General features: G+C 38.3%; 16 protein-coding genes. 5 read left to right on the top strand and 11 right to left on the bottom strand.

Features of this window, described 5'->3' with window-relative positions; all coding sequences use genetic code 11:
* Nucleotides 1–38: 38 nt before the first annotated feature.
* Entirely contained in the window at nucleotides 39–1,298 is a 1,260-nt protein-coding gene (locus tag FVB32_RS14985; RefSeq protein WP_147744642.1) for an aminotransferase class I/II-fold pyridoxal phosphate-dependent enzyme, read from the top strand.
* A gap of 4 nt (nucleotides 1,299–1,302) precedes the next feature.
* Here the strand turns inward: FVB32_RS14985 and hisC are convergent, their stop codons facing one another.
* From hisC to FVB32_RS14965, 4 genes are all read right to left on the bottom strand, one after another.
* Nucleotides 1,303–2,403 carry a histidinol-phosphate transaminase gene (gene hisC / locus FVB32_RS14980; RefSeq protein WP_147744641.1) on the bottom strand — a complete coding sequence of 367 codons (1,101 nt, stop codon included), beginning with the start codon at nucleotides 2,401–2,403 and terminating at the stop codon, nucleotides 1,303–1,305.
* An 87-nt stretch (nucleotides 2,404–2,490) separates the two neighbouring features.
* Nucleotides 2,491–3,045: a RidA family protein gene (locus FVB32_RS14975; RefSeq protein ID WP_147744640.1), complete on the bottom strand. Its 555-nt coding sequence runs from the start codon at nucleotides 3,043–3,045 to the stop codon at nucleotides 2,491–2,493.
* A gap of 43 nt (nucleotides 3,046–3,088) precedes the next feature.
* Entirely contained in the window at nucleotides 3,089–4,207 is a 1,119-nt protein-coding gene (locus tag FVB32_RS14970) for a GTP cyclohydrolase (protein ID WP_147744639.1), read from the bottom strand.
* A 66-nt stretch (nucleotides 4,208–4,273) separates the two neighbouring features.
* The gene (locus tag FVB32_RS14965) at nucleotides 4,274–5,257 is read right to left on the bottom strand and encodes a transporter (protein WP_147744638.1); all 984 of its coding nucleotides are present in this window, start codon (nucleotides 5,255–5,257) and stop codon (nucleotides 4,274–4,276) included.
* 85 nt (nucleotides 5,258–5,342) lie between these two features.
* On the opposite strand from FVB32_RS14965, the gene FVB32_RS18060 reads away from it, so the two are divergent.
* Genes FVB32_RS18060 through FVB32_RS14945 form a run of 4 tightly spaced genes read left to right on the top strand, consistent with a single transcriptional unit; the run spans nucleotide 5,343 to nucleotide 10,791 of the window.
* Entirely contained in the window at nucleotides 5,343–5,603 is a 261-nt protein-coding gene (locus tag FVB32_RS18060; RefSeq protein WP_147744637.1) for a DUF4834 family protein, read from the top strand.
* A gap of 24 nt (nucleotides 5,604–5,627) precedes the next feature.
* Nucleotides 5,628–8,060, top strand: coding sequence for a YfhO family protein (locus FVB32_RS14955; RefSeq protein ID WP_147744636.1), 2,433 nt, complete (start codon nucleotides 5,628–5,630; stop codon nucleotides 8,058–8,060).
* On the top strand, nucleotides 8,060–9,343 hold the full coding sequence (locus FVB32_RS14950; protein WP_147744635.1) for a glycosyltransferase family 4 protein: 1,284 nt from the start codon (nucleotides 8,060–8,062) through the stop codon (nucleotides 9,341–9,343). The genes FVB32_RS14955 and FVB32_RS14950 overlap by 1 nt, the downstream gene beginning before the upstream one ends.
* A complete protein-coding gene (locus tag FVB32_RS14945) occupies nucleotides 9,328–10,791 on the top strand; it encodes a lipopolysaccharide biosynthesis protein (RefSeq protein ID WP_147744634.1) in 1,464 nt (487 codons plus the stop codon). Before FVB32_RS14950 ends, FVB32_RS14945 begins: the two co-directional genes overlap by 16 nt.
* Nucleotides 10,792–10,856: 65 nt before the next feature.
* Here the strand turns inward: FVB32_RS14945 and FVB32_RS14940 are convergent, their stop codons facing one another.
* From FVB32_RS14940 to uvrA, 7 genes are all read right to left on the bottom strand, one after another.
* Nucleotides 10,857–12,137, bottom strand: coding sequence for a hypothetical protein (locus tag FVB32_RS14940; RefSeq protein WP_147744633.1), 1,281 nt, complete (start codon nucleotides 12,135–12,137; stop codon nucleotides 10,857–10,859).
* 114 nt (nucleotides 12,138–12,251) lie between these two features.
* Nucleotides 12,252–14,204 (bottom strand): OmpA family protein, encoded by a 1,953-nt coding sequence (locus FVB32_RS14935; RefSeq protein WP_147744632.1) that lies wholly within the window; start codon nucleotides 14,202–14,204, stop codon nucleotides 12,252–12,254.
* A gap of 11 nt (nucleotides 14,205–14,215) precedes the next feature.
* The gene (locus tag FVB32_RS14930) at nucleotides 14,216–15,187 is read right to left on the bottom strand and encodes a PorP/SprF family type IX secretion system membrane protein (protein WP_147744631.1); all 972 of its coding nucleotides are present in this window, start codon (nucleotides 15,185–15,187) and stop codon (nucleotides 14,216–14,218) included.
* 18 nt (nucleotides 15,188–15,205) lie between these two features.
* Nucleotides 15,206–21,631 (bottom strand): gliding motility-associated C-terminal domain-containing protein, encoded by a 6,426-nt coding sequence (locus FVB32_RS14925; protein ID WP_147744630.1) that lies wholly within the window; start codon nucleotides 21,629–21,631, stop codon nucleotides 15,206–15,208.
* A 198-nt stretch (nucleotides 21,632–21,829) separates the two neighbouring features.
* A complete protein-coding gene (locus FVB32_RS14920; protein ID WP_222707968.1) occupies nucleotides 21,830–22,417 on the bottom strand; it encodes a hypothetical protein in 588 nt (195 codons plus the stop codon).
* A 165-nt stretch (nucleotides 22,418–22,582) separates the two neighbouring features.
* Complete coding sequence (locus FVB32_RS14915; protein WP_147744628.1) at nucleotides 22,583–23,173, bottom strand: Crp/Fnr family transcriptional regulator; 591 nt, start codon at nucleotides 23,171–23,173, stop codon at nucleotides 22,583–22,585.
* A 29-nt stretch (nucleotides 23,174–23,202) separates the two neighbouring features.
* Nucleotides 23,203–25,980 carry an excinuclease ABC subunit UvrA gene (gene uvrA, locus FVB32_RS14910; RefSeq protein ID WP_147744627.1) on the bottom strand — a complete coding sequence of 926 codons (2,778 nt, stop codon included), beginning with the start codon at nucleotides 25,978–25,980 and terminating at the stop codon, nucleotides 23,203–23,205.
* Nucleotides 25,981–26,205 lie beyond the last annotated feature (225 nt).

The raw sequence follows: 26,205 nt of genomic DNA, 5'->3' as shown, positions 1-26,205 counted from the left end.
AAATCTATATTTTTGCATTTGAAACAATTTAGAGGTAGATGAGAGATTTATTTGATAGAATCATTGAGAACAAGGGACCTTTAGGGAAATGGGCGTCACAGGCAGAAGGATATTTTGTATTCCCAAAATTAGAAGGACCTATCTCTAACAGAATGAAATTCCAAGGAAAGGATGTCATTACATGGAGTATCAATGATTATTTAGGACTTGCCAATCTACCCGAGGTTAAGAAAGTTGATGGTGATGCAGCTTATGAGTATGGGGCGGCTTTCCCTATGGGTGCTCGTATGATGAGTGGTCATACAGATTTCCATGAACAATTGGAGCAAGAATTGGCTGCATTTGTTAATAAACAAGCTTCTTACCTATTAAATTTTGGCTATCAAGGATTTATGTCGGTTATAGATGCGTTGGTATCTAAAGATGATATTATTGTATATGATGTTGACTGTCATGCTTGCATTATTGATGGAGTACGCTTGCATATGGGCAAACGTTTCACCTTTAAGCATAACGATCCTGAAAGTTTAGAGAAAAACTTGGAGCGGGCAACAAAGATGGCTACAGAGACAGGTGGCGGAATTCTAGTGATTTCTGAGGGTGTATTTGGAATGCGTGGAGAGCAGGGCATTCTAAAGGAAATTGTTGCACTAAAACAGAAGTTCAAGTTTAGATTGCTTGTGGATGATGCACATGGTTTTGGAACCTTGGGCAAAACGGGAGCTGGAGCAGGCGAGGAGCAAGGAATCCAAGATGATATTGATGTTTACTTGGCAACTTTTGCCAAATCTATGGCGGGTATTGGGGCTTTTGTAGCTGCAGATAAGGAAATCATAGAGTATTTAAAGTATAATTTAAGGTCCCAGATGTTTGCTAAATCATTACCTATGGTTTATGTAAAGGGAGCCTTAAAACGTTTGGATATGTTGCGCACGATGCCAGAACTTAAAGCTAAGCTTTGGGAGAATGTTAATGCGCTACAGAATGGACTTAAAGAGCGTGGTTTTGATATTGGTACCACCACAAGTTGTGTAACACCGGTATATTTAAACGGGAGTATCCCAGAAGCTATGGCTTTGGTTAAGGATTTGAGAGAAAATCATGGAATATTCTGTTCTATAGTAGTTTATCCTGTAATACCTAAAGGATTAATTCTACTCAGATTGATTCCTACTGCTACGCACACCATGCAAGATATCGCTGAAACATTAGATGCTTTTTCGAGTATACGGGAAAGGCTTCAAAATGGCACCTATAAGCGATTGTCGGCAGCTGTTGCAGCGGCCATGGGGGAATAAGATTTTAACCCAAAGCCTTTGACAAAGCTTTCATTTCGTCCATTGTTCCAACAGTGATTCGTGACCATTCCCCTTCTGTTTCATAAATTCTTGTGCCAATAATATTGGCCGCTTTTAATTGTTGGAAAAAGTCCTTTTCATAATCTTTTAAGGAAAAATAGATAAAGTTAGTGTAGGAAGGAATGCAGGGAATGCCAATTCTTTCCAGTTCTGTAATGGCATATGTTCTGGCATCTTTATTAAAATTCCGAGTAGAATCAATAAACGTATTGTCATTTAAGCTTGCAAGGGCAGCCGAAGAGGAAACAACACTTAGGGCAATACCAGCCCATGTTTGCAGTTGTTTTAGTTTTTTAATGGTATCGCTATGGGCAAGCGCATAACCAATTCTTGCCCCAGCCAATCCATAGATTTTTGAAAACGTTTTGGCAATGATGAGATTTTTGTTGGTCTTCACCATCGCTGTCATAGATTTTTCATCGGTAAACTCCAAATATGCCTCATCTAAAAGGACCAAGGCATTCTGCGATGCTCTTTCGATAAAAGATTTTAGCTCTTCATGTTCACAAATGGTTCCTGTGGGGTTATTAGGGTTACACACATATACCAATCTGGTTTCTGAAGTAATGGCCTTTAATATGGTATCTAGATCATGCTTTTTATCGTCAGTTAATGATACTCCTATTTTCTTTAGGCCCAATGCCTCAGCTACAGATCCCCAATAGTTAAATGTGGGTTCTGCGGTTACAAAATTCCCTTTTTGCATTCCGGCAAATCTTGCCACTATGTCTAGTATGGCTGATGAACCGGGACTCATTATTATGTTATCACTGGAAACTTGATTTTTTTCAGCTAGGGCACGGGCCAGCTGCATAGTGATTTCCATGCCATATCGATTGCTTTTAGAAAGGCTTTCTATCATGGCATTTTTTGCCATTGGAGAAGGACCATATGGATTTTCATTTGAACTTAAAAAGATAGTGTCCTCATCGAAAGCATGTTGAAGGCTGAAATTTTCATCAAAGGATACCGAATCAAAACTGCTCAATCCTAATCCAGCAATACCGAGCCCTACTTGTTTTAGCCAATTTCTTCTGTTGTTCATCCTTAAGACTTTAGAGTGATTTCCGCGCGGGAAAATAGATTAGCACTTGACTAAAAATAACCAAAAATTCAATGTAATGATGAAAGGCTAGGGTTGTATCTCAACGATTGTTTCAACTTCGCAAGCCAAGTTCCATGGCAGTGAAGCCATACCTACTGCAGATCGAGAATGTTTTCCTCTTTCCCCAAAAATTTCCACCAGTACATCTGAATACCCATTAATCACTTTGGGGTGATCTTCAAATGAACTGTTCGAATTTACCATACCAAGCACTTTTACAATCCTTACCACCTTATTAAGGTCTCCAATTTCTTCTTTTAAAATACTTAAGTGGTTAATTGCTGTTATTCGGGCTGCCTCATATCCTTCTTCAACAGTTAAGTCAACCCCAACTTTTCCTATTATACGTTCTCCTGAAGGCTTTATTGGGCCATTTCCTGATAAATAAACAAGGTTATTGCTTGTTGTTGCCATTGCAATTTTTAGGCCTTTAGGTAACTTTTGAGGAGCTAGTGTAATATCTAGTTCCTTTATTCGCTCCTCGACATCATAGGTGTACAAAGCAGGGCTATCTTTCTTGACTTTACTAGTTTTGGCGCACCCTAGTGAAAGCACAAAAAATAACACACAAATTTTTTTCATAGGCTAAGGCTTAACAGATAGGCATATAACCGTATATACTAAATCATAAATCCTTTCGATAGGTTCTTCTCTTTTTATGGGTAACAGGATCAAAATGTTTCCATATTTGCCGTATAGCAGTATTCTCCTCCAACTCCGGAGTTCTAATGCAATTTACGATTCCTCTTTTTTGAAAGGTATTGTAGTATTCATTAAAAATAATGGCTGTTACCCCCTTACTTTGATATTCCGGACGAATACCGATCAAATAGAAAATTACATCCTTGCTTTGTTTTTTAGCTTTTAGCAAATGAAAGACTCCCGTTGGGAATAACTTTCCTTTAGCTTTTTGAAGCGCTTTTGAAAACGAAGGCATTACAATGGCGAAAGCTACAAGTTGATCTTGTTCGTCCACGACAAATTTGATGTACTCCGGATTAATAAAGCTTATATATTTCTTCTTAAAGTATTCTTTCTGAACATCTGTGATTTTAACAAAAGAGGAAAGACTGGCGTAAGAACTATTGAATAAATCAAACATTTTATCTACCCAAGGCATAATATCCTTGCTGTTTGTAAAATTTAGCTCTCGAAGCTTGTAGCGTTTTTTTATTAATAAATTGGCTTTATAAAAGATTTTTGGGTCAGCATTGGCAAATAAAAACTTGTCTTCTAAATATCCTTTTTCCTTTACAAAACCATGTTTTTCATAATGGGATTGATAGTATGGATGATTGTACCACGTAATCATATTTCCAATATGGTCAAACCCTTCAATAAGCACACCTACCTTATCTAAATTGGAAAATCCTACAGGACCCTCCATATAGTTTAGTTGATGTTGCTTTCCTACTTCTTCAACTTTTTGTAATAAGGCTTCAGATACTTCAAAATCGTTAACAAAATCAAACCAGCCAAACCTCATTTTTTTAAGGTTCTGTTCCTTTACTTCCAACCAATTGACGATTGCAGCAACACGGCCTACAATCTTATCATCCTTGTAAGCAAGGTAAAATGAAGCTTCAGCGCTCTTGAAAACTGGATTTTTATCAGGATTAAAAGATTCAAGTTCGTCGTTAATAATGGGTGGCACCCAATATGGAGAATCTTTATAGAGGGAAAATGGAAACTTTACAAATTTTTTTAAATCAGCTTTGGACTGCGCTTGCTTAATGGTGACCATACATTAATTTTTGTAAGGCCAATATTAGCAATATTCTAATCAGAAGAAAAATGATAGCTGTAAAACTTAGAAGTCTAGATCATCTTTATCCTTTTTTTTCTTTTTCTTTCTTTTCTTTTTGACATCTTTTTTACGGATCTTTCCATTTACACCTGTCTTTTGATCTTCGATAGGGACCAACTTGTCTTTATGAAAATCTAAACGTTGTGAAAAACCCAAAACAGCAAAAATACGGGAGGGTGAATTTTTAAAATTGGAGCCCAGATGAAAATCGGCCTGAAAATTCGGACTAATTAAATACGCCACACCAGTGCGCAATAAAATATCTGAATACCGATCACTTTTTATGCCCTGGTTCTCAATAAAAACACTCCATTTAGGATCTCTAAAGGCATGGGTGACTGAAACCGCATAGCTCAGTTCTGGAAAATCTGTTCCAATTCTGTCATAAGCAATGTTGGAAATAAGCACAAATCTTGGTGAAAGCCGACTTTGCGTGGCAATTGCCCCACGGTACGAAATGGTTGGATCACCTACGTAGAATGGATTCTCTCCCAAATTAAATGTTGCTCCTCCGTAAAGAGAAACTGCTGGAATTAAATTTTTCCATTGAAAAACATTATTGGCTCTCCAGCTATATAAGTTCGGTTTGTTGTTTTCTGGATTTTTAAAAGGGTCGAAAATGAGATATTTGAGTCCTAATCTATTTCTAGTGAAATCCGTTCTGGTTTCATCTGTGCCTAAATCGGTAAACGTTATGTTTTGGTTTATAAAAGTTCCTTCATAGTTGATCTCCAATGTTTCAAAAAGCAACCCATATCTAAGGGAAATATCTGCGCCAAAAATATTGGAGTCAGAATTTATTGAAGCATCATCTTGTTGTTCATATACAAGCCCTACTTCCGCCTGAACTACGTTTTTTCCTACAGCATAAGCACTTACCGCTCTACCTGGCCTGTTAGAATTGATAACGTCCGTATATTGTGCGCTGGTAAAAAGGGGAATAAGACAGAGGGTGAAAAGGACTTTTTTTACAATATGAAGATCCATATAACTGATTTTAATACTATTTTAAGATACTTTAGGGCCTTTTAATAGACTAACAATGTAATTTTGACGCAATAGTTATTATTATATGGTTTTATTACAAACGATTTTAATACTTGTATTAGTATACTACGCAGCGAAAATGCTGCTAAAATGGTTGGCACCCAAATTACTGAACTATGCCATGAGAAAAACGGAAGAGCGTTTTGGGCAGCAGTTTGGTAATTATCAGGATTTTGGAAACAAATCTAAAACGGAAAAGGAGCCTACATTTTCTAAAAAGCCTTTTAAAAAATCCAATCCTTCAAAAAAAGTTGGAGAATATATAGATTTTGAAGAAATTGACTAATATTTGTCTTTTCAAAATCAATCCATGAGTCTTTCTCCAAAAGCTATTATCACCCATATCTGTGTAATTGCTTTATTCATTCTTGCTTCGCTTGTATACTTTTATCCAGTACTTCAAGGAAAAGCAATTTTTCAATCGGACATTGCCCAGTACAAGGGTATGGCAAAAGAGCGCAATGATCATAAGGAGCTCACAGGTGAAGAATCATATTGGACCAATAGTGCCTTTGGTGGAATGCCTACCTATCAACTTGGAGCTAACTATCCTCATGACTACATAAAAAAACTAGATCGATTGATTCGGTTTTTACCCAGACCTGCCGATTATCTATTTTTGTATTTGTTAGGATTTTATGTCTTGATGCTTTGCTTAAAAGTAGAATACAGGTTGGCAATTTTAGGGGCACTGGCCTTTGGTTTTTCAACCTATCTCATTATCATTCTTGGTGTGGGACATAATGCAAAAGCACATGCGCTGGGGTATATTCCAATGGTGTTGGGCGGGATTGTCTTGGTCTTCCGAAAGAAATATTTGTGGGGTTTTATATTAACGGCCTTGGCCATGGCACTGGAAATAAGTGCCAATCATTACCAAATGACCTATTACTTTATGTTATTGGTATTGATTTTAGGACTTGTGCAGCTGATTTATGCAATCAAGGACAGAAAATTAAAACACTTTTTTACATCCGTGGGAATTTTGATTGCTGCGGTGGCCTTATCCATAGCCACCAACGCTACAGGCTTAATGGCCACAAAAGAGTATGCCGATTGGAGTACTCGGGGAAAATCGGAATTAACTATTAATCCAGACGGAAGCGAAAAAGCGCTGCAAAGTGGGCTGGATAGGGAATACATTACACAGTATAGTTACGGTATAGCGGAGTCTTTAAATCTATTTTCGGCACGTTTGTTTGGTGGTACCACAAATGAAGATTTGGGGAAAAAATCCAAAGCATATGAATATCTAACTGGGCAAGGGCTTTCTCCAACCAAGGCTTTAGAGCTTTCTAGTGGATTGCCACTCTATTGGGGGAAACAACCTATCGTAGCTGCACCTGCCTACGTAGGTGCTATTGTTATCTTTTTATTTATTCTTGGAATTGTAGTGGTTAAGGGAAAAAAGAAATGGTGGTTACTTACTGGCGCAATTCTTTCGCTGTTATTGTCATGGGGTAAAAACTTTCCTGCATTAACCGATTTCATGATTGATTACTTCCCATTATATAACAAGTTTAGGGCAGTATCTTCTATTCAGGTAGTTTTAGAATTATGCTTACCGGTACTTGGAATTCTCGGAATTCGTGAGCTTTTTAGAAAGTCTTTGAAACCAAAGAAAAAAATAAGTGGGCTTAAACTTAGTTTTTTTATCACTTTGGGATTAGGGGTATTTATATTTTTAATTAAGGGATTCTTCGATTTTGAAGGACTACGGGATGAAACATATCGTGGTTATTTTGGGGATGAATTGATGACGATGATTATAAGAGACCGCGAGGCCGTTTATATCAATGATACGATTCGTTCGCTGATTTTTGTATCACTCGCAGCGGTAGCTTTATGGCTATTTGTAAAAGAAAAGATTGGAAAAAATCTAGTTGCTCTGGTTTTGGGCGCATTGATTTTGTTTGATTTGATTGGAGTGAACCTTCGCTATGTAAATGAAGACAGTTTTGTACGTCAACGTATGGTAAATACACCATTTCAAGTAAATCAAATAGATGAATTGATTCAACAGGACAAAACCATATTTCGGGTTTTTGACCCACAGGAAGGATTAAATGGGGCAAGAACTTCTTATTTTCATAAATCGGTTGGGGGCTACCATGCGGCCAAACCACGACAGTTACAAAATTTGTTTGATTATCATCTGTACCAAAACAATTTACAGGTTCTAAATATGTTGAATGTAAAGTATATTATTCAACAAGATGAAGAAGGAAATAGTTTTCCAGCGGTTAATGATAATGCCAATGGCAATGCTTGGTTTGTTGAAAAACTGAAACCCGTACGTTCAGCAAATGATGAAATCCTGGAGCTTACAGCATTCGATTCAAAATTGGAGGCCGTCATCAATACCAATGATTACCCTACAGTAACCAAACATACTTATGAGATAGATTCCCTGGCTTCCATAACACTAACAGATTATAGACCTAATTATAATAAGTATCAATCTAACAATGCAAATGCCGGTTTTGCTGTATTTTCTGAAATGCACTATGGTTCTGGATGGCAAGCATATATTGATGGAAAGACAACACCGCATTACAAAGTAAACTATGCACTGCGAGGCATCAAGATTCCTGAAGGGCAGCACGAAATCGAATTCAAATTTGAGCCTGAAGTAGTTAAGACTGGCAGTCAAATTACCTTGGCAAGCTGTATCCTATTGGGTCTTATTGTTGTTGGTGGTATAGGGTATTCTTTCCGACCCAAGAAATCCAAAAAGGCATAATGCAAAAAGTTTTGGTCATAGCGTACTATTGGCCACCTGCGGGTGGGCCAGGTGTGCAACGATGGCTGAAATTTGTAAAATACTTAAAGGATTTTGGGATTGAACCTGTTGTTTATGTGCCTGAAAATCCAAACTACCCCATAGTAGATGACCATTTGGCACATGAAATCCCAAAAGATATTCAGATTTTAAAACAACCTATAGTAGAGCCTTATAAGTGGGCTTCAATGCTTTCTAAAAAGAAAACGAAGACCATAAGTTCTGGGGTTATCCAAGAAAAGGAACCATCTTTTGTGGAGAAATTGCTGCTGTGGATTCGAGGGAATCTTTTTATTCCTGATGCCAGAAAGTTATGGGTTAAACCATCAATCACGTATCTATCCGAAGTAATTGAAGAACAAGGTATTCAGACTATTGTTACAACTGGACCTCCACATAGCGTCCATTTAATAGGAATGGGGTTAAAAAAGCAACATCAGATTGAATGGATAGCTGATTTTAGAGATCCTTGGACCACTATTGGCTATCATAGTAAATTGCGGTTGACAAAAGCTTCGCAAAGAAAACATAAGGAATTGGAATATATAGTTCTTAACACCTCGGATAAAATTATAGTTACCAGTAATACCACAAAACAAGAGTTTGAAAAAATTACTGCTAAACCGATAAGGGTTATCACCAATGGTTTTGACGATAATTTGGGAGAGATTCAAATGGATGGGTTGTTTACCATTTCCCATATAGGTTCGTTGCTTACAAGGCGAAATCCAAAGTCATTGTGGAAGGCGTTACAAGAATTGACTGCTGAGAATGAAGCGTTTAAAAAGCAATTGCGAATACAATTTGCCGGAGTCGTAGGAGAAGAGGTCTTGCAATCTGTTAAGGCCTGTGGATTGGAAAATTGTGTAGTGCAACTTGGCTACCTTCCCCATAATCAAATATTGGAAGTTCAACGGAAATCGCAATTACTTTTATTATTGGAAATAGACTCTGAGGAGACAAAAGGTATTATCCCGGGCAAACTTTTTGAATATTTGAATGCCAAACGCCCCATTTTGGCCATCGGTCCAAGAGAATGGGAGGGAGGTACTATTATTTCAGAAACAAATTCTGGAGCGGTTTTTACGCCAGGAGACTCGGCTGCTTTAAAAAATGTACTTTTAGATTGGTTTGAATTATATCAAAAAGGAGCACTGGTAGTCAATTCAACAGGAATTGAGAAATACCATAGAAGAGAATTGACACGCGCATTAGCAAATTATATTCAATGGGAATCGTCTTAAAACAATCTTTAAAGAATATAGCGATTACCTATGCAGGCTTTGCTTTTGGGGCTGTAAACACCCTATTTCTGTATACTCAAATCTTACCAGATGAATATTACGGATTAGTCACTTTTATATTGGCTTCGGGTGCTATTTTAATGCCTCTCATGGCCTTTGGAGTTCATAATACTATGGTTAAGTTTTATAGCAGCTATGAGGATTCTAAAAAGAATGGATTCTTAAGTTTGATGTTGCTCACGCCTCTCTTGGGTATTATACCTCTTGGACTAATCACGTTTTTCTTCCATGATACTATTTCTGCTTTTTTTTCCCGAGAGAATGCATTGGTGAAAGATTATATCTGGTATGTGTTTTTGGTTGGTCTTGCTATGGGCTATTTTGAGGTGTTTTACGCCTGGTGCAAGGTGCATTTAAAATCGGTTTTCGGAAACTTTATGAAAGAGGTTTTTGGGCGCATAGGTGTTTTAGCGCTACTGCTGTTACTTCACTTAGAAATTGTCACTTTAGACACTTTTATTAAGAGTTTGGTAGGTCTTTACCTTTTGCGAACCATTATTATGAAGGTGTATGCCTATAGTATCCGATTTCCGAAATGGAGCATTCAATTTCCATCAAATACTAAAGAAATATTAAACTATAGTTTTCTAATTATCCTTGGAGGTTCTGCGGCAGTAATTTTATTGGAAATAGATAAGGTAATGTTGAACCAATTTATTAAAATTGAAAATGTTGCTTATTATGGAGTGGCGGTCTACATAGCTACCGTGATTATTGTGCCTTCAAGGGCCATGCACCAGATTACATATCCTTTAACTGCGGAACTATTAAACTCTGGGAATCATTTTGAACTAGAAAAACTGTATAAAAAAACTTCTTTGACGTTGTTTATTGCATCGGGAATTCTTTTTGTGTTGATTATTCTGAATATGGAAGATTTATATCAACTGCTCCCAGAATCGTATCGAAATGGGTTTGCCATTGTTTTTCTTATTGGTTTGGCCAAGGTTTTTGATTCTATGCTTGGCAACAACAATTCTATCCTTTACAATTCCAAATACTATAAAACAGTGCTTGTTTTTGGAATATGTTTAGCCTTATTAACTATACTGTTGAACCTTTTTCTTATTCCTGAGTTTGGAATGGAGGGTGCAGCTTTGGCTAGTTTTATTGCCATTGTCATTTTTAATTTGGTAAAGCTAATCTTTGTAAAATTGAAGTTTGGCTTTTTACCTTTTACGGCTGCTACATTTAAAGTCTTTGCGTTACTATTATTGCTAGGTGTACTTTTCCAGTTTTTACAGTTTTCATTTCATCCCATTCTGAATATCATTTTAAAATCGGCATTGATAGTAGCAATGTACTTGGGAATTTTATTTCGCTTTGAAATCTCTGAGGATGTTTCTGGTGTCCTTTCAAAATGGTTGAAAAGGAGAGAGGAGGAGTAAAGAAAAACCCCGTAGTGGATAAATCCAACTACGGGGTAAACAACTAACCAACCTAAAAACTATCTTTATTGCACTCTTCGCGAACTTCTTGTTCTAGTGCCTGAATTACTACTTCTTCTTGAACTTGTATTTCCTGAATTTCTCTTAACAGTTGTACTTGTTTTTCTGGAAACTGTTCTTTTTGGTGCACTGCTTCTACTAGCTACTGACCTACTTGTACTTTTTCTAGCCTGTGGCTTTCTATACGTACTAGTTGTACTTCTTGTAACTGTTCTGCTTCGTGGGGTAGTGGTAACCTCTCTTTTTGTCACGGTTCTACTACTTGGCTTTCTTGTAACCTGTTTTTGTGTTACAGTTCTGCCTTTATTTCCACGAGACACCGTATTTCCTCTTCTATAATCGCTCTGCTTAACAGTTCTTTTAGTTCCAACGTTTCCGTTGTTTCTTCTGACTGTATTGTTAGAACGCGTTACCGTATTTCCTTTTCTATAATCACTCTGCTTAACAGTTCTTCTAGTTCCAACGTTTCCGTTATTTCTTCTTACGGTGTTGTCAGAACGTCTTGCAACATTTCCTTTTCTGTAGTCAGACTGACCTACGGATCTGTTACTTCTTCCATAGTTTCCTCCATCTCTTCTAACACTATGGTTACGTCTTGTTACCCTTTTATCATTTCTATAGATATTGTCTCTTCTATAATGTCTGTCATTTCTATATGTTTTACCAATAGATGCATAACTTCTTCTATGGTTGTATCTATATGGTCTGTAATAGGTATATCGTGCAGGACTATAATACCTTCTATAAGGTCTGTTATATACATTACAATATGATATTGCAGGTCTAACAAAGTACCTGTGGAAAGGTCTATACACATAATGTCTGTTATAGATATTAATGTATCCTGTATAGTGGCTAAATACTCCACCGTTGTAATACACATTTAATCCACCTACTCTGCGAACTCGACCATTTCTGTACCATACGTCCACACTTCCTATTTGAGATACACGTCCATAGGGATCATAGTATATAGGAATATTTTCTATCTGGATTACAGCACCATAGTCATCATACTGTACATATGGGTTATAGTTGTATCCTGAATTAAAAGTGATTCCAACATTACCGATTCGTGCACCCACACCTACATTTACTTGATTGTTTAAATAAAAATCAAATTCTCCATCTGGGTATACTGAAAACGTTATTCCATTTTCTTGGAAAATGAAAGAGTTTCCATATCTATAAGCATTGCTGGTTGCAACCTTATGTTCTGTCGTGGTTGCTTTGATACTTGGTGTACCTAAAAGAACCGCTGCTATAACGAGTATTAACTTTTTCATACTATAAGGTTTTAAATTCAAAATGCAACTATTTACATTCTGATTACTAAATACCAAACAGCGTGCCAAAAAAATCACATAAGTTGTAAGTTATTGAAAAAGAATCGTTTATAATTATTTTTTGATGATGAATACAGATCTTCTGTTTAACTCATGTTCCATATCTGAGCAATCTACTCCATTGGAACAGCTATTTAATAGTTGGGTTTCGCCATAACCTTTAGATGTGAGTCTGCTGCGATCTATACCCTTATTTACTAACCACTGCATAGTGGACCAAGCTCTTTTTTCTGATAATTTGAGATTAAAAAGGCTGCTAGATCTTGAATCTGTATGGGATTCAATATGAATTTCTAAATGAGGGTATTCTTTCATGGCTTGAAGAATCTTTGCCAATTCAATCTCTGCATCTGACCGTATACTATATTTTCCATAATTAAAATAGATAGGTTGTAAATTGAGTCTGCACCCTAAATCATTAACAGCGCATTCTGGGGGAGTAAGTTCTATGTTTACTTCTAAAGAGTGAGATCCGCGAGGCGTTGTAATGGTTTGTTCTGAGGGTTCATATTCTTTATCATCATTTTCAACTCGAATGGCATACTGCTTGCTACAGTCGACTAGATTTAAAAATTCATAATAACCATCTATATTGGTTGTGGTTTGTGATACAACATTATTATCCTCATCTAACAGCGAAACCACAGAGTCAGCAACTGGATTCTCAATAACTGCGTCTAAAACCACACCTTTAATGGTTATATCCCCACATTTTTCCCATACTCTATATATATCATCTGAAATACTACCAGCACCTCCATCTCTATTAGAGGAAAGGTAACCTATTTGTTTTTCTTCATCTAGAATAAACCCAAAATCATCCATATTTGTATTTAAGGGTTGTTTTAGGTTGGTTACCTCGCTAAACTCACCGTTTTCTTGTAAGGAAACGACAAAAATGTCCAACCCTCCTAATCCCATATGGCCGTCGCTTGAAAAGTAGAGGTTATTATTTTTACTGATGTAAGGAAAGGTCTCACGAGCTTCCGTATTAATCTCAGGACCGAGATTTACTGGAGTCCCATAAAAAAAATCCCCAATGATATCCACATACCAGATATCAGACTCCCCTTGAGTTCCCTTCATGTTTGAAGAAAAGTACAGGCGATTTTCATCTGGATTTAAAGCTGGATGGGCAACGGAATAGGAATCATCATTGAATGATAACTCCTGAACATTTCCCCATGTTCCATCCTCCTTTTTTGTGGCTTTATAAATTTTTAAGGTTATAAGTTTTTTCTGATTTTTCTTTTCCTTACCGTCGATGTAATTATTTCTGGTAAAATACATGGTCATCCCATCTTTTGTAAATACAGCAGACGATTCATGATAAGGAGAATTAATGTCCCCTTTTAATAACTTAGGGTTGATCAGTTGCCATTCTTCATCTATTTCTGCCTCATATAAATTTAAATAGGGAAGACCTGTCCAGTCATGTGTTTTGTTGTCTCCTTCTATATTCACCGATGAGGATGCGTATACGATTTTATCGTTATGAAATGAGGGTCCAAAATCAGAACTGGACATTTTGTTGGTGATATTTTTAATTTCAAATATTTTGGACTGAAAATCAACTAAACTATCCAATGCGGGGTAATTTTCCATAAAGTTTTTAGCAATTCTAGTGGTAGCGGACCTAGAAGCAAATTCACCCATCAATTTTTTGGAGATATGATATTCTCCTATGCTCTTAAATGTTTGCGCTGCTCTATAGAAATATTCTGGTTCCAATTCTTTTGGATATTTTTCTATCAATTTTTTATACCATTTTACTGCTTCTTCATATTCGCTGTTAAAATAGTAGGTGTCCCCTAATTTTTTAAATACTTGCGCAGATTCATAACCAGCATCAACTACTTTTAGGTATATTTTTCTTGCATCTATAAAAGCATATTTGTCAAACTCTTCATTTGCTTTTTTGATTTTACTTTTTTGGCTGTAAGTGAGATTACTTATCAGAAGAATAGATACAACAACAAATAATTTTCTCTTGGTTATTACTTTCATAGGAGGCTTTCTTAAAAGAATCGTGGAATCATGATTTTATCGGATTTATGAAAGATGTCAAATCGTAAGAAAACCTCGTAAGATCCGTCACTGTAGGTTTCAATATCAGTGGATTGGTAGTCATAGGCCAATCCAGCAAAAATCGATTTTGTGGCTTGAAACCCAAGCATGGCACTCAACGATGCATCCCATCTATATGAAGTGCCAAAGACAAACTTTTCATTAAACATAAAATTGGCTGATACATCCAATTGTAGAGGAGAACCGCTTACTACTTTAATCAGAGATGCTGGCTTAAATTTTAGATTCCTATTTAAATCAAAAACAAGACCTAGCATAAGAAAATAGTGGAGTCTTTCTACGGCAATGCTGTTAGTGTTTCCATTTTGGAGGGAACTTTCATCAAAATGTTTGGAATTTAAAAAGTTAGGAACTGACAAACCAGCATAAAATCTTTCCGTTTTAAAGTATAAACCTGCTCCAACTTGGGGTTGTAATTTTTGGTCTATATTATTTTGAAAATTGGGATCGCTTTGGTCAAAAACGCTCAGTTTACTAAAGTCAACATCCAACAAGTCAACACCACCTTTTAAACCAAAAGATAATTTACCAGTTCGGGAGACATCAATAGTGTAGGAGTAATCAACTGTGATGTTTGACTCTATTGCAGGGCCTATTTCATCATGCACAATTGAAAGCCCCAGTCCCATGCTGTTGTATAAACCTACGGGAGCATTTGCTGTAAATGTTAAAGTTTGAGGAGATCCTTCAAAACCTGTCCATTGCGTACGCCCTAAAAGACCAATACTAAGTGTTTCCCTTGACCCAGCATACGCAGGATTTATTATCTGGGTGTTGTACATATATTGGGTATACTGTGAATCTTGTTGTCCAATGGCATAAAGGCCTACTAATAGCAATAGTATAGAGGTTAAATTTTTCTTTTTCTGCATGCGCTTATACAAGAATTGGGAGTTGGTCATAGTTTTGGATCTGTTATCTTAATCTCTATTGATGTACAGATAGCCTGTATAGCTTTCTTGACCTGGGTTTTCTGCTCCAAATGTTAGAATATAGAAGTATGTTCCACTAGGTAATTCCCTGTCTTCCGCAACGGTTGCCCTTCCGAAGGAAATACCCCCGAAAAGATTATTTGCACCACCATATCCTTTCGTTTCATAGACCAATACACCCCATCGATTAAAAATTTGTAGCTTATTGTCCGGATAGTTTTCTATACTCCTAATTCTAAAAAAGTCATTTATTCCATCACCATTAGGAGTTAGACCAGTGAAAATTTTGAAATCGGAATCTACTGGATTGCTGCCTTCACATGCATCTGAAACTGATACTATTGTGGGGTCATCTTGGGAAAATAAATCATTGTCAGAGATGTCGTTGACAATAGTATTTTGCTGTCCCACAACATTTGCGGTTACGGTAGCTTGGTTTTCTACTTCTTCCAGACCTAAATCTTCTTGGGTGACGGTGTAAACAACAGTATATGTCCATTCTTCTTCAAAATCAAGTGTTCCATTGGCATTTTCATCTCCTAAGGGCCCTTCAATGGGGTTTCCCAAAAGGTCATCCCGTAAAACAATACCAGTTAGAGATTGATTTCCAAGATTAGCCACCCTGAAGGTATATTGGATGCTTTCGGGACAACTATCGTTGTTTGCATCAAACAGACTACCTTGTTTGATTAGCCCTATACCTGCGGTATTATTTATACAAGCTCCTGCCACTGATACTATGGTAGGTTCGTCTTCGGTATGAAGATTTTCGTGTGAGAAATCAGTAATTATGGTATTTGGTGAATCAACCCTAAATGCAGATACCATAGCTTGATTTTCAACATAAGTCCGATTAATATCAGTTTGGGAAATATTGTAGACCAGATTGTATGTCCACTGTTCGTCAACATCCAAAATATCATCCTCGTTAAGGCTTCGAGTATTGGGCTGAGTCAGGGCGGCATTCAAAAAGTCATCTTCCAACAGTATGTTTTCCAATGCGATGTTCCCCAGATTCTCCACTGTAAATAAATAGAGGATAGCATCAAAACAGCCATCATTATTAGAATCAAACAGATTCCCTGTTTTTTTTACGCCAATACGGGCAGAATCATCAGGACATAAACCTACCACCGAAGTTGTTGTTGAATCATTTTCAGCATAGGTGTTATCGTCAGATTGGTCAAAAACTTGAGTAGAAGAATCCGAAGATAGTCCGCTCACTGATGCTTGGGTAACCACTTCTCCTTGGATTATGTCTTCTGGAGTTATGGAATACCTGAAGGGTTCAAAAATCCATGTTTCATTCACGTCCAATACATTGGGGCTACCTTCATCCCCGGAGGCGATTATAAGATTTGAGCCACCTAACAAGGTATCGGTAATTGCAATATTGGTAATATCTTCATTTCCCAAATTTTGAATGCTGTAGGTATATACTATAGCATCGGAACAGCCATTACTATCAACATCTTCAAAAGCAAAAAACTGCTTTATTAGCCCAATGGCTGGAGTAGCTGGTGTGTCGCAAGCACCTGAAACGTCGATACTGTTCTGGTCAATGTCTGTGACTTCAAAAGTGCTTCCGACATGTTCTGCTGTAACGGTTACTTGGTTGTCCAATGGAGAATTGTCGATGTCAGTTTGTTCAATGTTATAAGTAGCAATGAATTCCCAAACCTCCAGAGGATCAAGTATTCCATCGCTGTCTAGGTCTCCTGTATTGGGGTTTTCAAGAAGGATGTTATTGTTTAAAAAGTCTGTCAATTCCACGGTATCCAAATTGGCTAATCCAGAATTGGAAACCAGGTATGTATAGGTTATCACATCAGGGCAATTATCGTTACCAGTATCCAAGGGAGTTCCCGAAAGGGTTACATCCATACCTATGGTATCGGCACATGCTCCGGATAGATCAATATTGTTCTGGTCGCTGCCAGAAACCTCGAAGCTGCTCCCAATGGGTTCGGCGGTTACGTTGGCCCCACTGACCAGAGGTGTGTTGTTGATGTTGTCCTGTATGATGTTGTGGGAACCCGTATAGATCCATTGCTCATTCACATTGAGGATATTGTCCCCATTGCCATTGGTATCGGGCGACAGTGAATTGCCCAGCAGATCATCGTCCAAACTCACCGTGTCCAAATCTACTTGTCCCGAGTTGGTGACGGTAATGGTAAAGTTAATTGTGTCAGGGCAGTTGTCCCCATCGGTATCGGAAAGAGATGAAATCCTTGTTACGGTGATGCCCACGGTATCGTCACATGCAGCTGAAACATCGGTGCCAGTGGTGTTGGAATCAGCAATCACATCGGTATTGGTTCCCACGGGTTGCACGGTGATGTGTGCTTGATTGGACAAGGGGGCAGGGGAGTTATTGATATTGTTTTGGGTAATGTCGTACAAAGCCGTAAACACCCAAGCTTCCAAGGGGTCTATCTGGTTATCCATGTCAAGGTCACCAGGATTGGGGTTGGGAGCAGAAATGGTGTTGCCCAAATCGTCGGTGAGTATAATTCCGTCCAAGTCCACACTGCCCGTATTGGTCACAGTATAGGTATAAATGATGGTATCGTCACACGCATCGGTATCGGTGTTGGAAAGGGAATCCGAAAGGGTAATGGAAATGGCTGCCGCAAAGGTAGCGCAGACCCCATCTAGATCAACATTGTTAGGGGCGTTGCCCAATGGATCGCTTGGGTCCGATAAATCCGTAACCTCAAAACTGCTATTAATAGGATTAGCGGTTACATCTGCTTGACCAATAAGTGGAGAATTGTCAATCTGAGGTTGGGAAACATCGTATGTTTCGGTGTAGGTCCAAGTTTCATTTACTTCCAGGATCCCTATAAGATTTCCATCGCCGCTATATGGGCCTGTAATAATGATTCCGTTGTTTAATTGGGTATCAACAAATGATATATTTTCTAAATTAGCTTGTCCATTATTGGTAATACTGATGGTAAAGTCGATGGCGTTATCACAACTGTCAAAATCGGTGTCGACGGTAGGGGCTTCCCGCAGCACTGAGATGCTCACGGTATCGGCACATGCTCCAGAGAGGTCAATATTGTTCTGGTCGCTGTCTGATACCTGGATGTTGCTTCCGAGAGGCTCGGCAGTGACGTTTGCTCCGCTGATAAGTGGAGCGTTGTCGATGTTGTCCTGGGTGATGTCGTAGGAACCAGAGTATGTCCATGATTCTCCTATATCGAGGATGTTGTCCCCATTGCCATTGGTATCGGGCGACAGTGAATTGCCCAGCAGATCATCGTCCAAGTTCACCGTGTCCAAATCTACGTTACCGGTGTTGGTCACGGTAATAGTGAAATCGATGGTATCGAAACAGTTGTCCCCATCGGTATCGGAAAGGTTAGATACTCTAGATAATGTGATGGTGGGATTGTCAGCACATGCCCCAGGAATGGGGACATTAATGGCGTCATTGGCAATAATATCTACAGTTGTTCCCACAGGTTGTGCGATGACATCAGCCTGCCCAGCAACACTTCCATTGGTTACATCGGGTTCTGTGATGTTATAGATTCCAGTGTAAATCCAATTCTCGTTTATCTCCAAAACACCATCAGGATTGCCACTTTCGATAAATGGTCCAGAAAGGATGTCGTCCAACTGCTCATCGTAAAGGTATGTAACCTGAAGGTCCATACCTCCAAGATTTTCTACTGTAATGGTATATTCTATTTGATCATCACAGCCATTCGAATCGCTATCAATGAAATTTGTATCTGTTTTGGTCAACCCTATGGATACAGTATCAAAACAGGTTCCGGTGACATCGACGGTGGTATCAGCATCGGCATCAAAATCTGAAGGGTGGGAAAGATCGGAGATCGTTACCCCGACAGCGGCATCAGCAAATACCTCGGCTTGTCCGGTTACGGTGCCATTGGTAACATCCGTCTCGGTGAGGTCATAGATGCCTGTGTATACCCAAACTTCGTTTACGCCTAAAATACCATCTCCATTATCGCCAGAACTTGGTCCTGGAACGTTATTGCCCAATTGTTGTAGATCGTCGTTCAACACGATATTAACTAGATTGATACTTCCCTCATTAGATACCCGAAAGGTGTACTGTATGGCATCAAGACACCCATCACCATCATCATCTATTAAGCTATTTATATCTGCTTCTTTGGTAAGCCCAATGCTGGCAAATCCAGCGCATGTTCCAGCTAAATCAGTGACCGTATTTCCATCATTGTCAAAATCGGTGGGGTGGGAATCATCAGAAACCGGAGTTCCAGCACTAACAATTGTGGTATTAATTGTTGCTTGATTATTGAGGGGCGAATTGTCAATATTGTCTTGGATGATATCGTACGAAGATGTGTAGATCCAGGTTTCACCGGGATTGATCTTATCATCATCGTTTATATCGCCCGGGTTTGGGTCCGGGATATTGATAGTATTGTTCAAAATATCGGTAATGGAATCGAATTCTAAATCCACATTGCCATTGTTTAAGGCTTCATAAGTATAGGTAATGGTATCGGGACAACCATCGGCATCTGTATCCGGAAAATCTGTTGTAGCCAAAGTGAGTCCTAAGTCTATGATTTGGCAAGAAGAGATATCCACCGAAGTATCTCCATCCAACAAGGGATCAGTTTCATGCGAAAAATCATTTACGGTATCACTTGGCAGACCAACACTTATGTTAGCGGTAACATTGGCCTGATTCTGAATTTGCCCCTGATTAAGATCATCTTGATCAAAGGTATATTCTACGGTATACACCCATGTTTCTCCTCCCACTTCCAATTTCCCATCCCCAAAATCATCCCCTGTAGGGGAAATCGGAAATACTCCTCCCCCAAATAGTAAGGGGTCGATCAGTTCAATGTTTTCAAGGGTTTCACCGCCCGGACTTTGATTGGTTACCTCAAAAGTATAACCGATTGTTGTACAGGGAGCAAAGCCAGCGGGGTCTAAGAGCCCGGTTTTTACAAGGCCAATCCGAGGTTGGCATTCGCTGATATCTGTTATGGTTAGGCCGTCATCCAACGGGTCACTTTCATGGGAAAGATCAATTACTGCAGGTCCTCCTCCTGAAGGACTAGCTCGGACCCTGGCTTGGCTTGAGATAACTTGGCCAGCAATTCTATCAGCAGGGGTTATGGGATAGCTAACCGTATATGTCCAAGTCTCGCCCATATCTAAAAGACCATTATTAGGGGGGAAGTTAGTGTCACCTGGATTTGGACTTAGATCAAGTGCATTTATACCGAATGCTGTATCGGTCAGTTCCACAAATTCTAACAGAATACCGCTATTGCTTTCATTGGTAATGTAATAGGTGTAATGAATGGCAGTACATGGGGCGGTAAATTCATTTCCTGGGTCCAGCACACCTTCTTTTACCAGACCAATTTTTATATCGCAGCTGCTAAGGTCTGTCACTGTTGGATCATCTTCAAATTCGCTATCGTCATCGGATTCATCGTTGACCGAGATTCCGGCTCCTCGTACATTGGCGATAACTGTAGCATTGACACCTTGACCTACTTGAGCTGCAACTTTATCGGTTGGAGTGATAACATATTGTGCAGTATAAGTCCAAGTTTCACCTACTTCCAAAAGACCGTTGCCGTTATCTCCTGAATCTGGACCTATAATAAAACCTATGCTTGGGTCGCTAAGCGTTACATCTTCTAAAATTTCTCCGCTTGTACTTTCATTAGTGATATAATAGGTATAGTCAATAGTGGTACACGGGTCGATAAATTCATCCCCTGGATTTAGAACACCTTCTTTAACCAGACTAATTTTAATATCGCAGCTGCTAAGGTCTGTCACTGTTGGGTCATCTTCAAATTCGCTATCGTCATCCGAATCATCGATTACCAGAACCCCAGCTCCTTGTACATTGGCGGTTACCCTAGCGTTGATTCCTTCACCTACTTGACCTGCAATTTGGTCCGCAATGGTGATTACATATTGAGCGGTAAAGGTCCAAGTTTCACCCACTTCCAAAAAGCCATTGCCATTATCCCCTGATATTGGCCCCATTAGATTTACAATTCCCGGATCAATAATTGATACATCTTCCAAAATTTCATTGGCAGTGCTTTGATTGGTGACCTCATAGGTATAGTCTATAATTGAACAGGGTCCGATGAACTCATCTCCAGGATTTAACTCATCTTTTTTGATTACTGCTATTGCTGGGACATAGAAATCCGCTGTAGTATCCGATGCGGTGCTGCTTGCACCTATTGGTTGTATTGCAGCAAAATTTTCTAAGGCAATATTATTGGATGTTGAATTGCCAGTCAAAAGCAAGGTTTGTATTTGATGTGTTCCTATGGTGATGGTAAAAAACAAGACAAAAAAAAGCCCAATGAAGTTGTTTCTTCTTTGCGCTATTTTAGATAAGATGGGGAGCATAGTTTTATATCATTAACACATTGATTTGATATTGATATTCGCTTTTACATGAGAGCATAGTATGGGTTAACAAATAAAATTAAGCAGACATAAAGCTTTTAATGAGCTATAATTTATAAACAGGCCATCGGGTTTGATGGAAGGAGCATTTGAATTGATGCAGTTTTATACTTAGACCTCAATTCACTTTTTTGAATTTCACAATTTTTCTTGATAGGATAACAGTTGCCTTATGGTGGCCAAATGTGAAAACAATACAATAGGCACTATTACAGTTGGTAGCCATACGTAAGGAAAGTAAGCTACACCTATGTTCGGCTGGTCAAATGCCAATTTTTGGAATGGAGTTTCTGCGCTCAGTAGCGCAATGGTAAGAATATTGAACAAAAGTAGAAGACATAAAATATTCCAGAGTAGAAGCCCTTTTTTGCCCATCCAGCTTTTGACAAATATGGCAAAATAAACAAGTGGGGCCGTAATGCCTGAGAGTATGTCGTAATTAAGGCCTTCAAAAGTCATGGGTTTGGGAATCAGTCCCTCCAAAAAAATGAAATATAATAAGAACTCTACAGGAATTCGAACGGTATGTAAGAGGGTCAACCATTTTAGATCTAGCGTATCCATAAACCTTCTCCCGCTAGGGAATAGAAATGGAAGAAGAACAAAAAGGAAGCCGGGTCCAAGTAAAAAAAGAAATCGTGGAGGAATTGCTTCGGTATTTCTATAAAACCCTAAAAATCCTAGTATACCTACCAAGACCATCCAAATCATGATAGCTAATATCACCTTGGAGTTTTTAGTTGCCTTCAAAAAAAACCAAAGTGTAATTAGCGTAGTTAATACAAAGACAATAAAGGTATATATAGATGATTCCGCCATTTGGATGGGATTTATGTGATAAATTTCTTGATATCATCATAAATATCACTTGACAAAAGGCAAGAAATAGATTTATTGCATCTTTTTTCTGAGTCTGCTCAATGTACTGTCAGTAATTCCGAGATATGAGGCGATATGCTTTAATTGAGCATATTTTAAAATTTCTGGACGGGTTTCCAATAAATCCCCGTAGCGTTCTTCAGCAGTTTTATTGATGATAGAGGTTCCTCTTTTTTTTGAGGCGATAAACTCCTTGACCAGTATAGCGCGGCCAAAATCCCGGAAAGCTGGTTTATTATGAAATAGCGTATTCAGCTGTTCATAAGAGATTCGATATCCAGTGCAATCTGTTACGGCCTGTATATTAACTTCGGAACGGACACGGTTGAAAAAGCAGGTGACATCAAAAACAATATTATCTTCAATAAAAAAGTCAGTTGTTATCTCATTACCTTTTAAGTCAAACAAAAAAGTCCGCATCAGGCCATTTTCGAGATAAAAATAATCATCACTAAAATGATTTTTTTGTAGCAAAAAATCCCCCTTTTTCAATTCTTTGAATTGAAAAGTGTCCACAATGTCTTTCGCATCCTTATTGGAAATAGGAACTATGCCCAAAATAAAATTGAACAACTTGTTTTTTTCCTTTCTAATGCTACTCACGGAAACTTAAATAAGGGCATATCAAATTATTACAACTTTTCTCTTAGATACTTTGCCGTATGTGATTCTTTATTTTGAATTACCTCCTCTGGAGTACCTTCAACCAATAAATGCCCACCATTTTCACCACCTTCTGGCCCAAGATCAATAATATAATCTGCGCATTTGATCAATTCGATGTTGTGCTCAATTACAATTACGGAATGCCCTTTGGCAATGAGTTCATCAAAAGATTTCAATAATTTTTTAATATCGTGAAAATGGAGTCCAGTTGTTGGTTCATCAAAGATGAACAATGCCTTTTCCTTAGTATTCCCTTTGACCAGGAATGAAGCCAATTTAATACGTTGGGCCTCACCACCTGAAAGGGTAGAAGAAGATTGACCTAAAGTAACATAGCCTAAACCAACATCTTGTAAAGGCTGCAGCTTGTTTACAATTTTCGTTTGCGAATGGTTTTTAAAGTGATCAATGGCTTCATCAATGGTAAGGTTTAAAATGTCGTCTATACTTTTTCCTTCAAATTGGACTTCAAGTATTTCTTTTTTAAAACGCTTTCCACTGCAGACATCACATTCTAAATGTACATCGGCCATAAACTGCATTTCTACAGTAATTTCTCCTTCTCCTTTACATTTTTCGCAGCGTCCTCCATCTACATTAAAGGAGAAATGCTTGGGTTGATATGCCCGTAGTTTGCTTAATCTTTGTGAAGAAAACAGCGTTCGGATATCGTCATATGCCTTAATATAGGTTACGGGATTTGACCTTGAAGAACGCCCAATAGGATTCTGATCTACAAATTCCACATGTTTTATATGGCTGTATTTTCCCTCCATTTTGGTAAACTGCCCTGCTTTTTCACCGTAACCACCAACCTCTTTTAGAATGGATGGATACAGTATTTTCTTGACCAAGGTACTTTTACCGCTTCCAGATACGCCTGTAACCACCGTAAGTACATTTAATGGAAAAGTGACATCGATGTTTTTGAGATTATTCTCACGGGCTCCTTTTATCTGAATGTAATGTTTAGAGTTTCTACGTTCGGCAGGGACTTCAATTTCTTTGGTGCCATTTAAATAATCTGCGGTCAACGAATTGGCCTTTAAAATTTCATCTAAATTGCCTGTCGCGACTACTTCTCCGCCCAGAGTACCTGCCTCAGGACCTATATCAATAACTTCATCAGCAGCTTTCATGATATCTTCATCATGTTCCACTACAATAACAGTATTCCCCAAATCCCGAAGGGACAGCAGTACTTCAATAAGATTTTCGGTGTCTTTGGGGTGTAGGCCGATACTGGGTTCATCTAAAATGTACATAGAGCCCACCAAACTACTTCCTAATGAGGTTGCCAGATTGATTCGTTGGCTTTCCCCACCAGACAGCGTATTGGATTTTCTATTTAGGGTTAAATAACTCAATCCTACCTTACTTAAAAAATCTAAGCGAGTAGTAATCTCTTTCATTAATCGCTTTGCAATGGTATTATCATGGTCGGAAAGATGAATTTCTTCAAAAAATGGGGCTAATTTTTTTATGGGTAATTCAATAACGTCTGAAATGGAGTGGCCACCAACTTTTACATAATTAGCTTCCTGTCGCAATCGCTTCCCTTTACAAACAGTACATTTTGTTTTTCCACGATAACGGGAAAGCATCACCCTATTCTGAATTTTATAGCTTTTTTCTTCCAATTGCTGAAAAAAGGCATGTATCCCTGTAAAGTGTTCATTGCCATCCCAAACCAATTGTTTTTGTTCTTCAGATAATTCAAACCAAGGTTTATGAATTGGGAAATCAAATTTATAGGCGGCATTGACCAATTGATCTCTATACCATCCCATGCTTTCGCCCCGCCATGGAAATACTGCATTTTCAAAAACGGATAAAGCTGTGTTTGGAACCACTAGATCTTCGTCAATCCCAATGACATCTCCATAGCCTTCACATTTGGGACATGCACCATAAGGGTTATTAAAACTGAAAAGGTGCACATTGGGTTCCAGAAACTTCATTCCATCCAATTCAAATTGATTGCTGAAGGTTCTCGTTTTACCACTCTCCAGATTTTCAATGGAGCATCTTCCCTTTCCTTCAAAAAAGGCATTGTCCACCGCATTGGCCAAACGATTGTAAAAATCTTCATCGTCCTTTACAATTACACGATCTACCACTAAATCAAAATCACGGCCAATATCCTGGGGTACGTTATCAATGCGTAAAACCTCTCCTTTATATTTTATACGGGCATACCCTTGTTTGGAAAAAAGCTCAAGTGATTTTAGGGGTTCCCTTTCTTTTTTAATTGTAACAGGAGCAAGCAATAACAACTTAGTCCCCTCTGCCAAGGGTTTTATATAGTTGATAACATCTGTTACAGTGTCTTTCTTTACTTCATTTCCAGAAATAGGGGAGATGGTCTTTCCAATTCGGGCATATAGTAATTTTAGGTAGTCATAAACCTCGGTGGTAGTTCCAACTGTTGATCTGGGATTGGTAGAATTTACTTTTTGTTCAATGGCTATTGCAGGAGCTATACCCTTTATATAGTCAACTTTGGGTTTGTCCAGTTTCCCCAAAAATTGCCTTGCATAAGACGAAAGACTCTCTACATAACGGCGTTGCCCCTCTGCATATAAGGTGTCAAAAGCAAGGCTGGATTTACCTGAACCGGACAATCCGGTAATGACCACCAGTTTATTTCTTGGGATTACAACATCTATATTCTTCAAATTGTGCAGCTTAGCACCTTTAATGATAATATTTTGCTTTGGATCTACGTTCTTGATGGTATGCATATGTTAAAATTTGCATCCCAAAGATACGCTACACCACACTTAATACGTATATTGTATCAGTTAACATCTAAAAATGCCCAAATCACAACATAGTTTTTTTACGGGCATGCTGTTTTTCTATATTTGATGTGTAATTAAAAAACTGATAGGCCTATACAGAAATAATTACTTTTTTAAAATTAAGCTGATAACTCTGAGTCCTTCTTCGCAAAGGGGGACCCCTAA

The organism is Flagellimonas hymeniacidonis (assembly GCF_008040165.1).
GTDB lineage: Bacteria > Bacteroidota > Bacteroidia > Flavobacteriales > Flavobacteriaceae > Flagellimonas > Flagellimonas hymeniacidonis.
Note: the sequence above shows the minus strand (reverse complement) of the source record. Positions and strands in the feature narration are given on the sequence as shown.

Excerpts from the sequence above, each read along its gene's own strand:
- FVB32_RS14965 (WP_147744638.1), bottom strand. The coding sequence starts at position 5,257 with ATGGATCTTCATATTGTAAAAAAAGTCCTTTTCACCCTCTGTCTTATT.
- FVB32_RS14975 (WP_147744640.1), bottom strand. The coding sequence starts at position 3,045 with ATGAAAAAAATTTGTGTGTTATTTTTTGTGCTTTCACTAGGGTGCGCC.
- FVB32_RS14945 (WP_147744634.1), top strand. The coding sequence starts at position 9,328 with ATGGGAATCGTCTTAAAACAATCTTTAAAGAATATAGCGATTACCTAT.
- FVB32_RS14970 (WP_147744639.1), bottom strand. The coding sequence starts at position 4,207 with ATGGTCACCATTAAGCAAGCGCAGTCCAAAGCTGATTTAAAAAAATTT.
- hisC (WP_147744641.1), bottom strand. The coding sequence starts at position 2,403 with ATGAACAACAGAAGAAATTGGCTAAAACAAGTAGGGCTCGGTATTGCT.
- FVB32_RS18060 (WP_147744637.1), top strand. The coding sequence starts at position 5,343 with ATGGTTTTATTACAAACGATTTTAATACTTGTATTAGTATACTACGCA.
- FVB32_RS14930 (WP_147744631.1), bottom strand. The coding sequence starts at position 15,187 with ATGACCAACTCCCAATTCTTGTATAAGCGCATGCAGAAAAAGAAAAAT.
- FVB32_RS14955 (WP_147744636.1), top strand. The coding sequence starts at position 5,628 with ATGAGTCTTTCTCCAAAAGCTATTATCACCCATATCTGTGTAATTGCT.
- uvrA (WP_147744627.1), bottom strand. The coding sequence starts at position 25,980 with ATGCATACCATCAAGAACGTAGATCCAAAGCAAAATATTATCATTAAA.
- FVB32_RS14925 (WP_147744630.1), bottom strand. The coding sequence starts at position 21,631 with ATGCTCCCCATCTTATCTAAAATAGCGCAAAGAAGAAACAACTTCATT.
- FVB32_RS14985 (WP_147744642.1), top strand. The coding sequence starts at position 39 with ATGAGAGATTTATTTGATAGAATCATTGAGAACAAGGGACCTTTAGGG.
- FVB32_RS14935 (WP_147744632.1), bottom strand. The coding sequence starts at position 14,204 with ATGAAAGTAATAACCAAGAGAAAATTATTTGTTGTTGTATCTATTCTT.
- FVB32_RS14940 (WP_147744633.1), bottom strand. The coding sequence starts at position 12,137 with ATGAAAAAGTTAATACTCGTTATAGCAGCGGTTCTTTTAGGTACACCA.
- FVB32_RS14950 (WP_147744635.1), top strand. The coding sequence starts at position 8,060 with ATGCAAAAAGTTTTGGTCATAGCGTACTATTGGCCACCTGCGGGTGGG.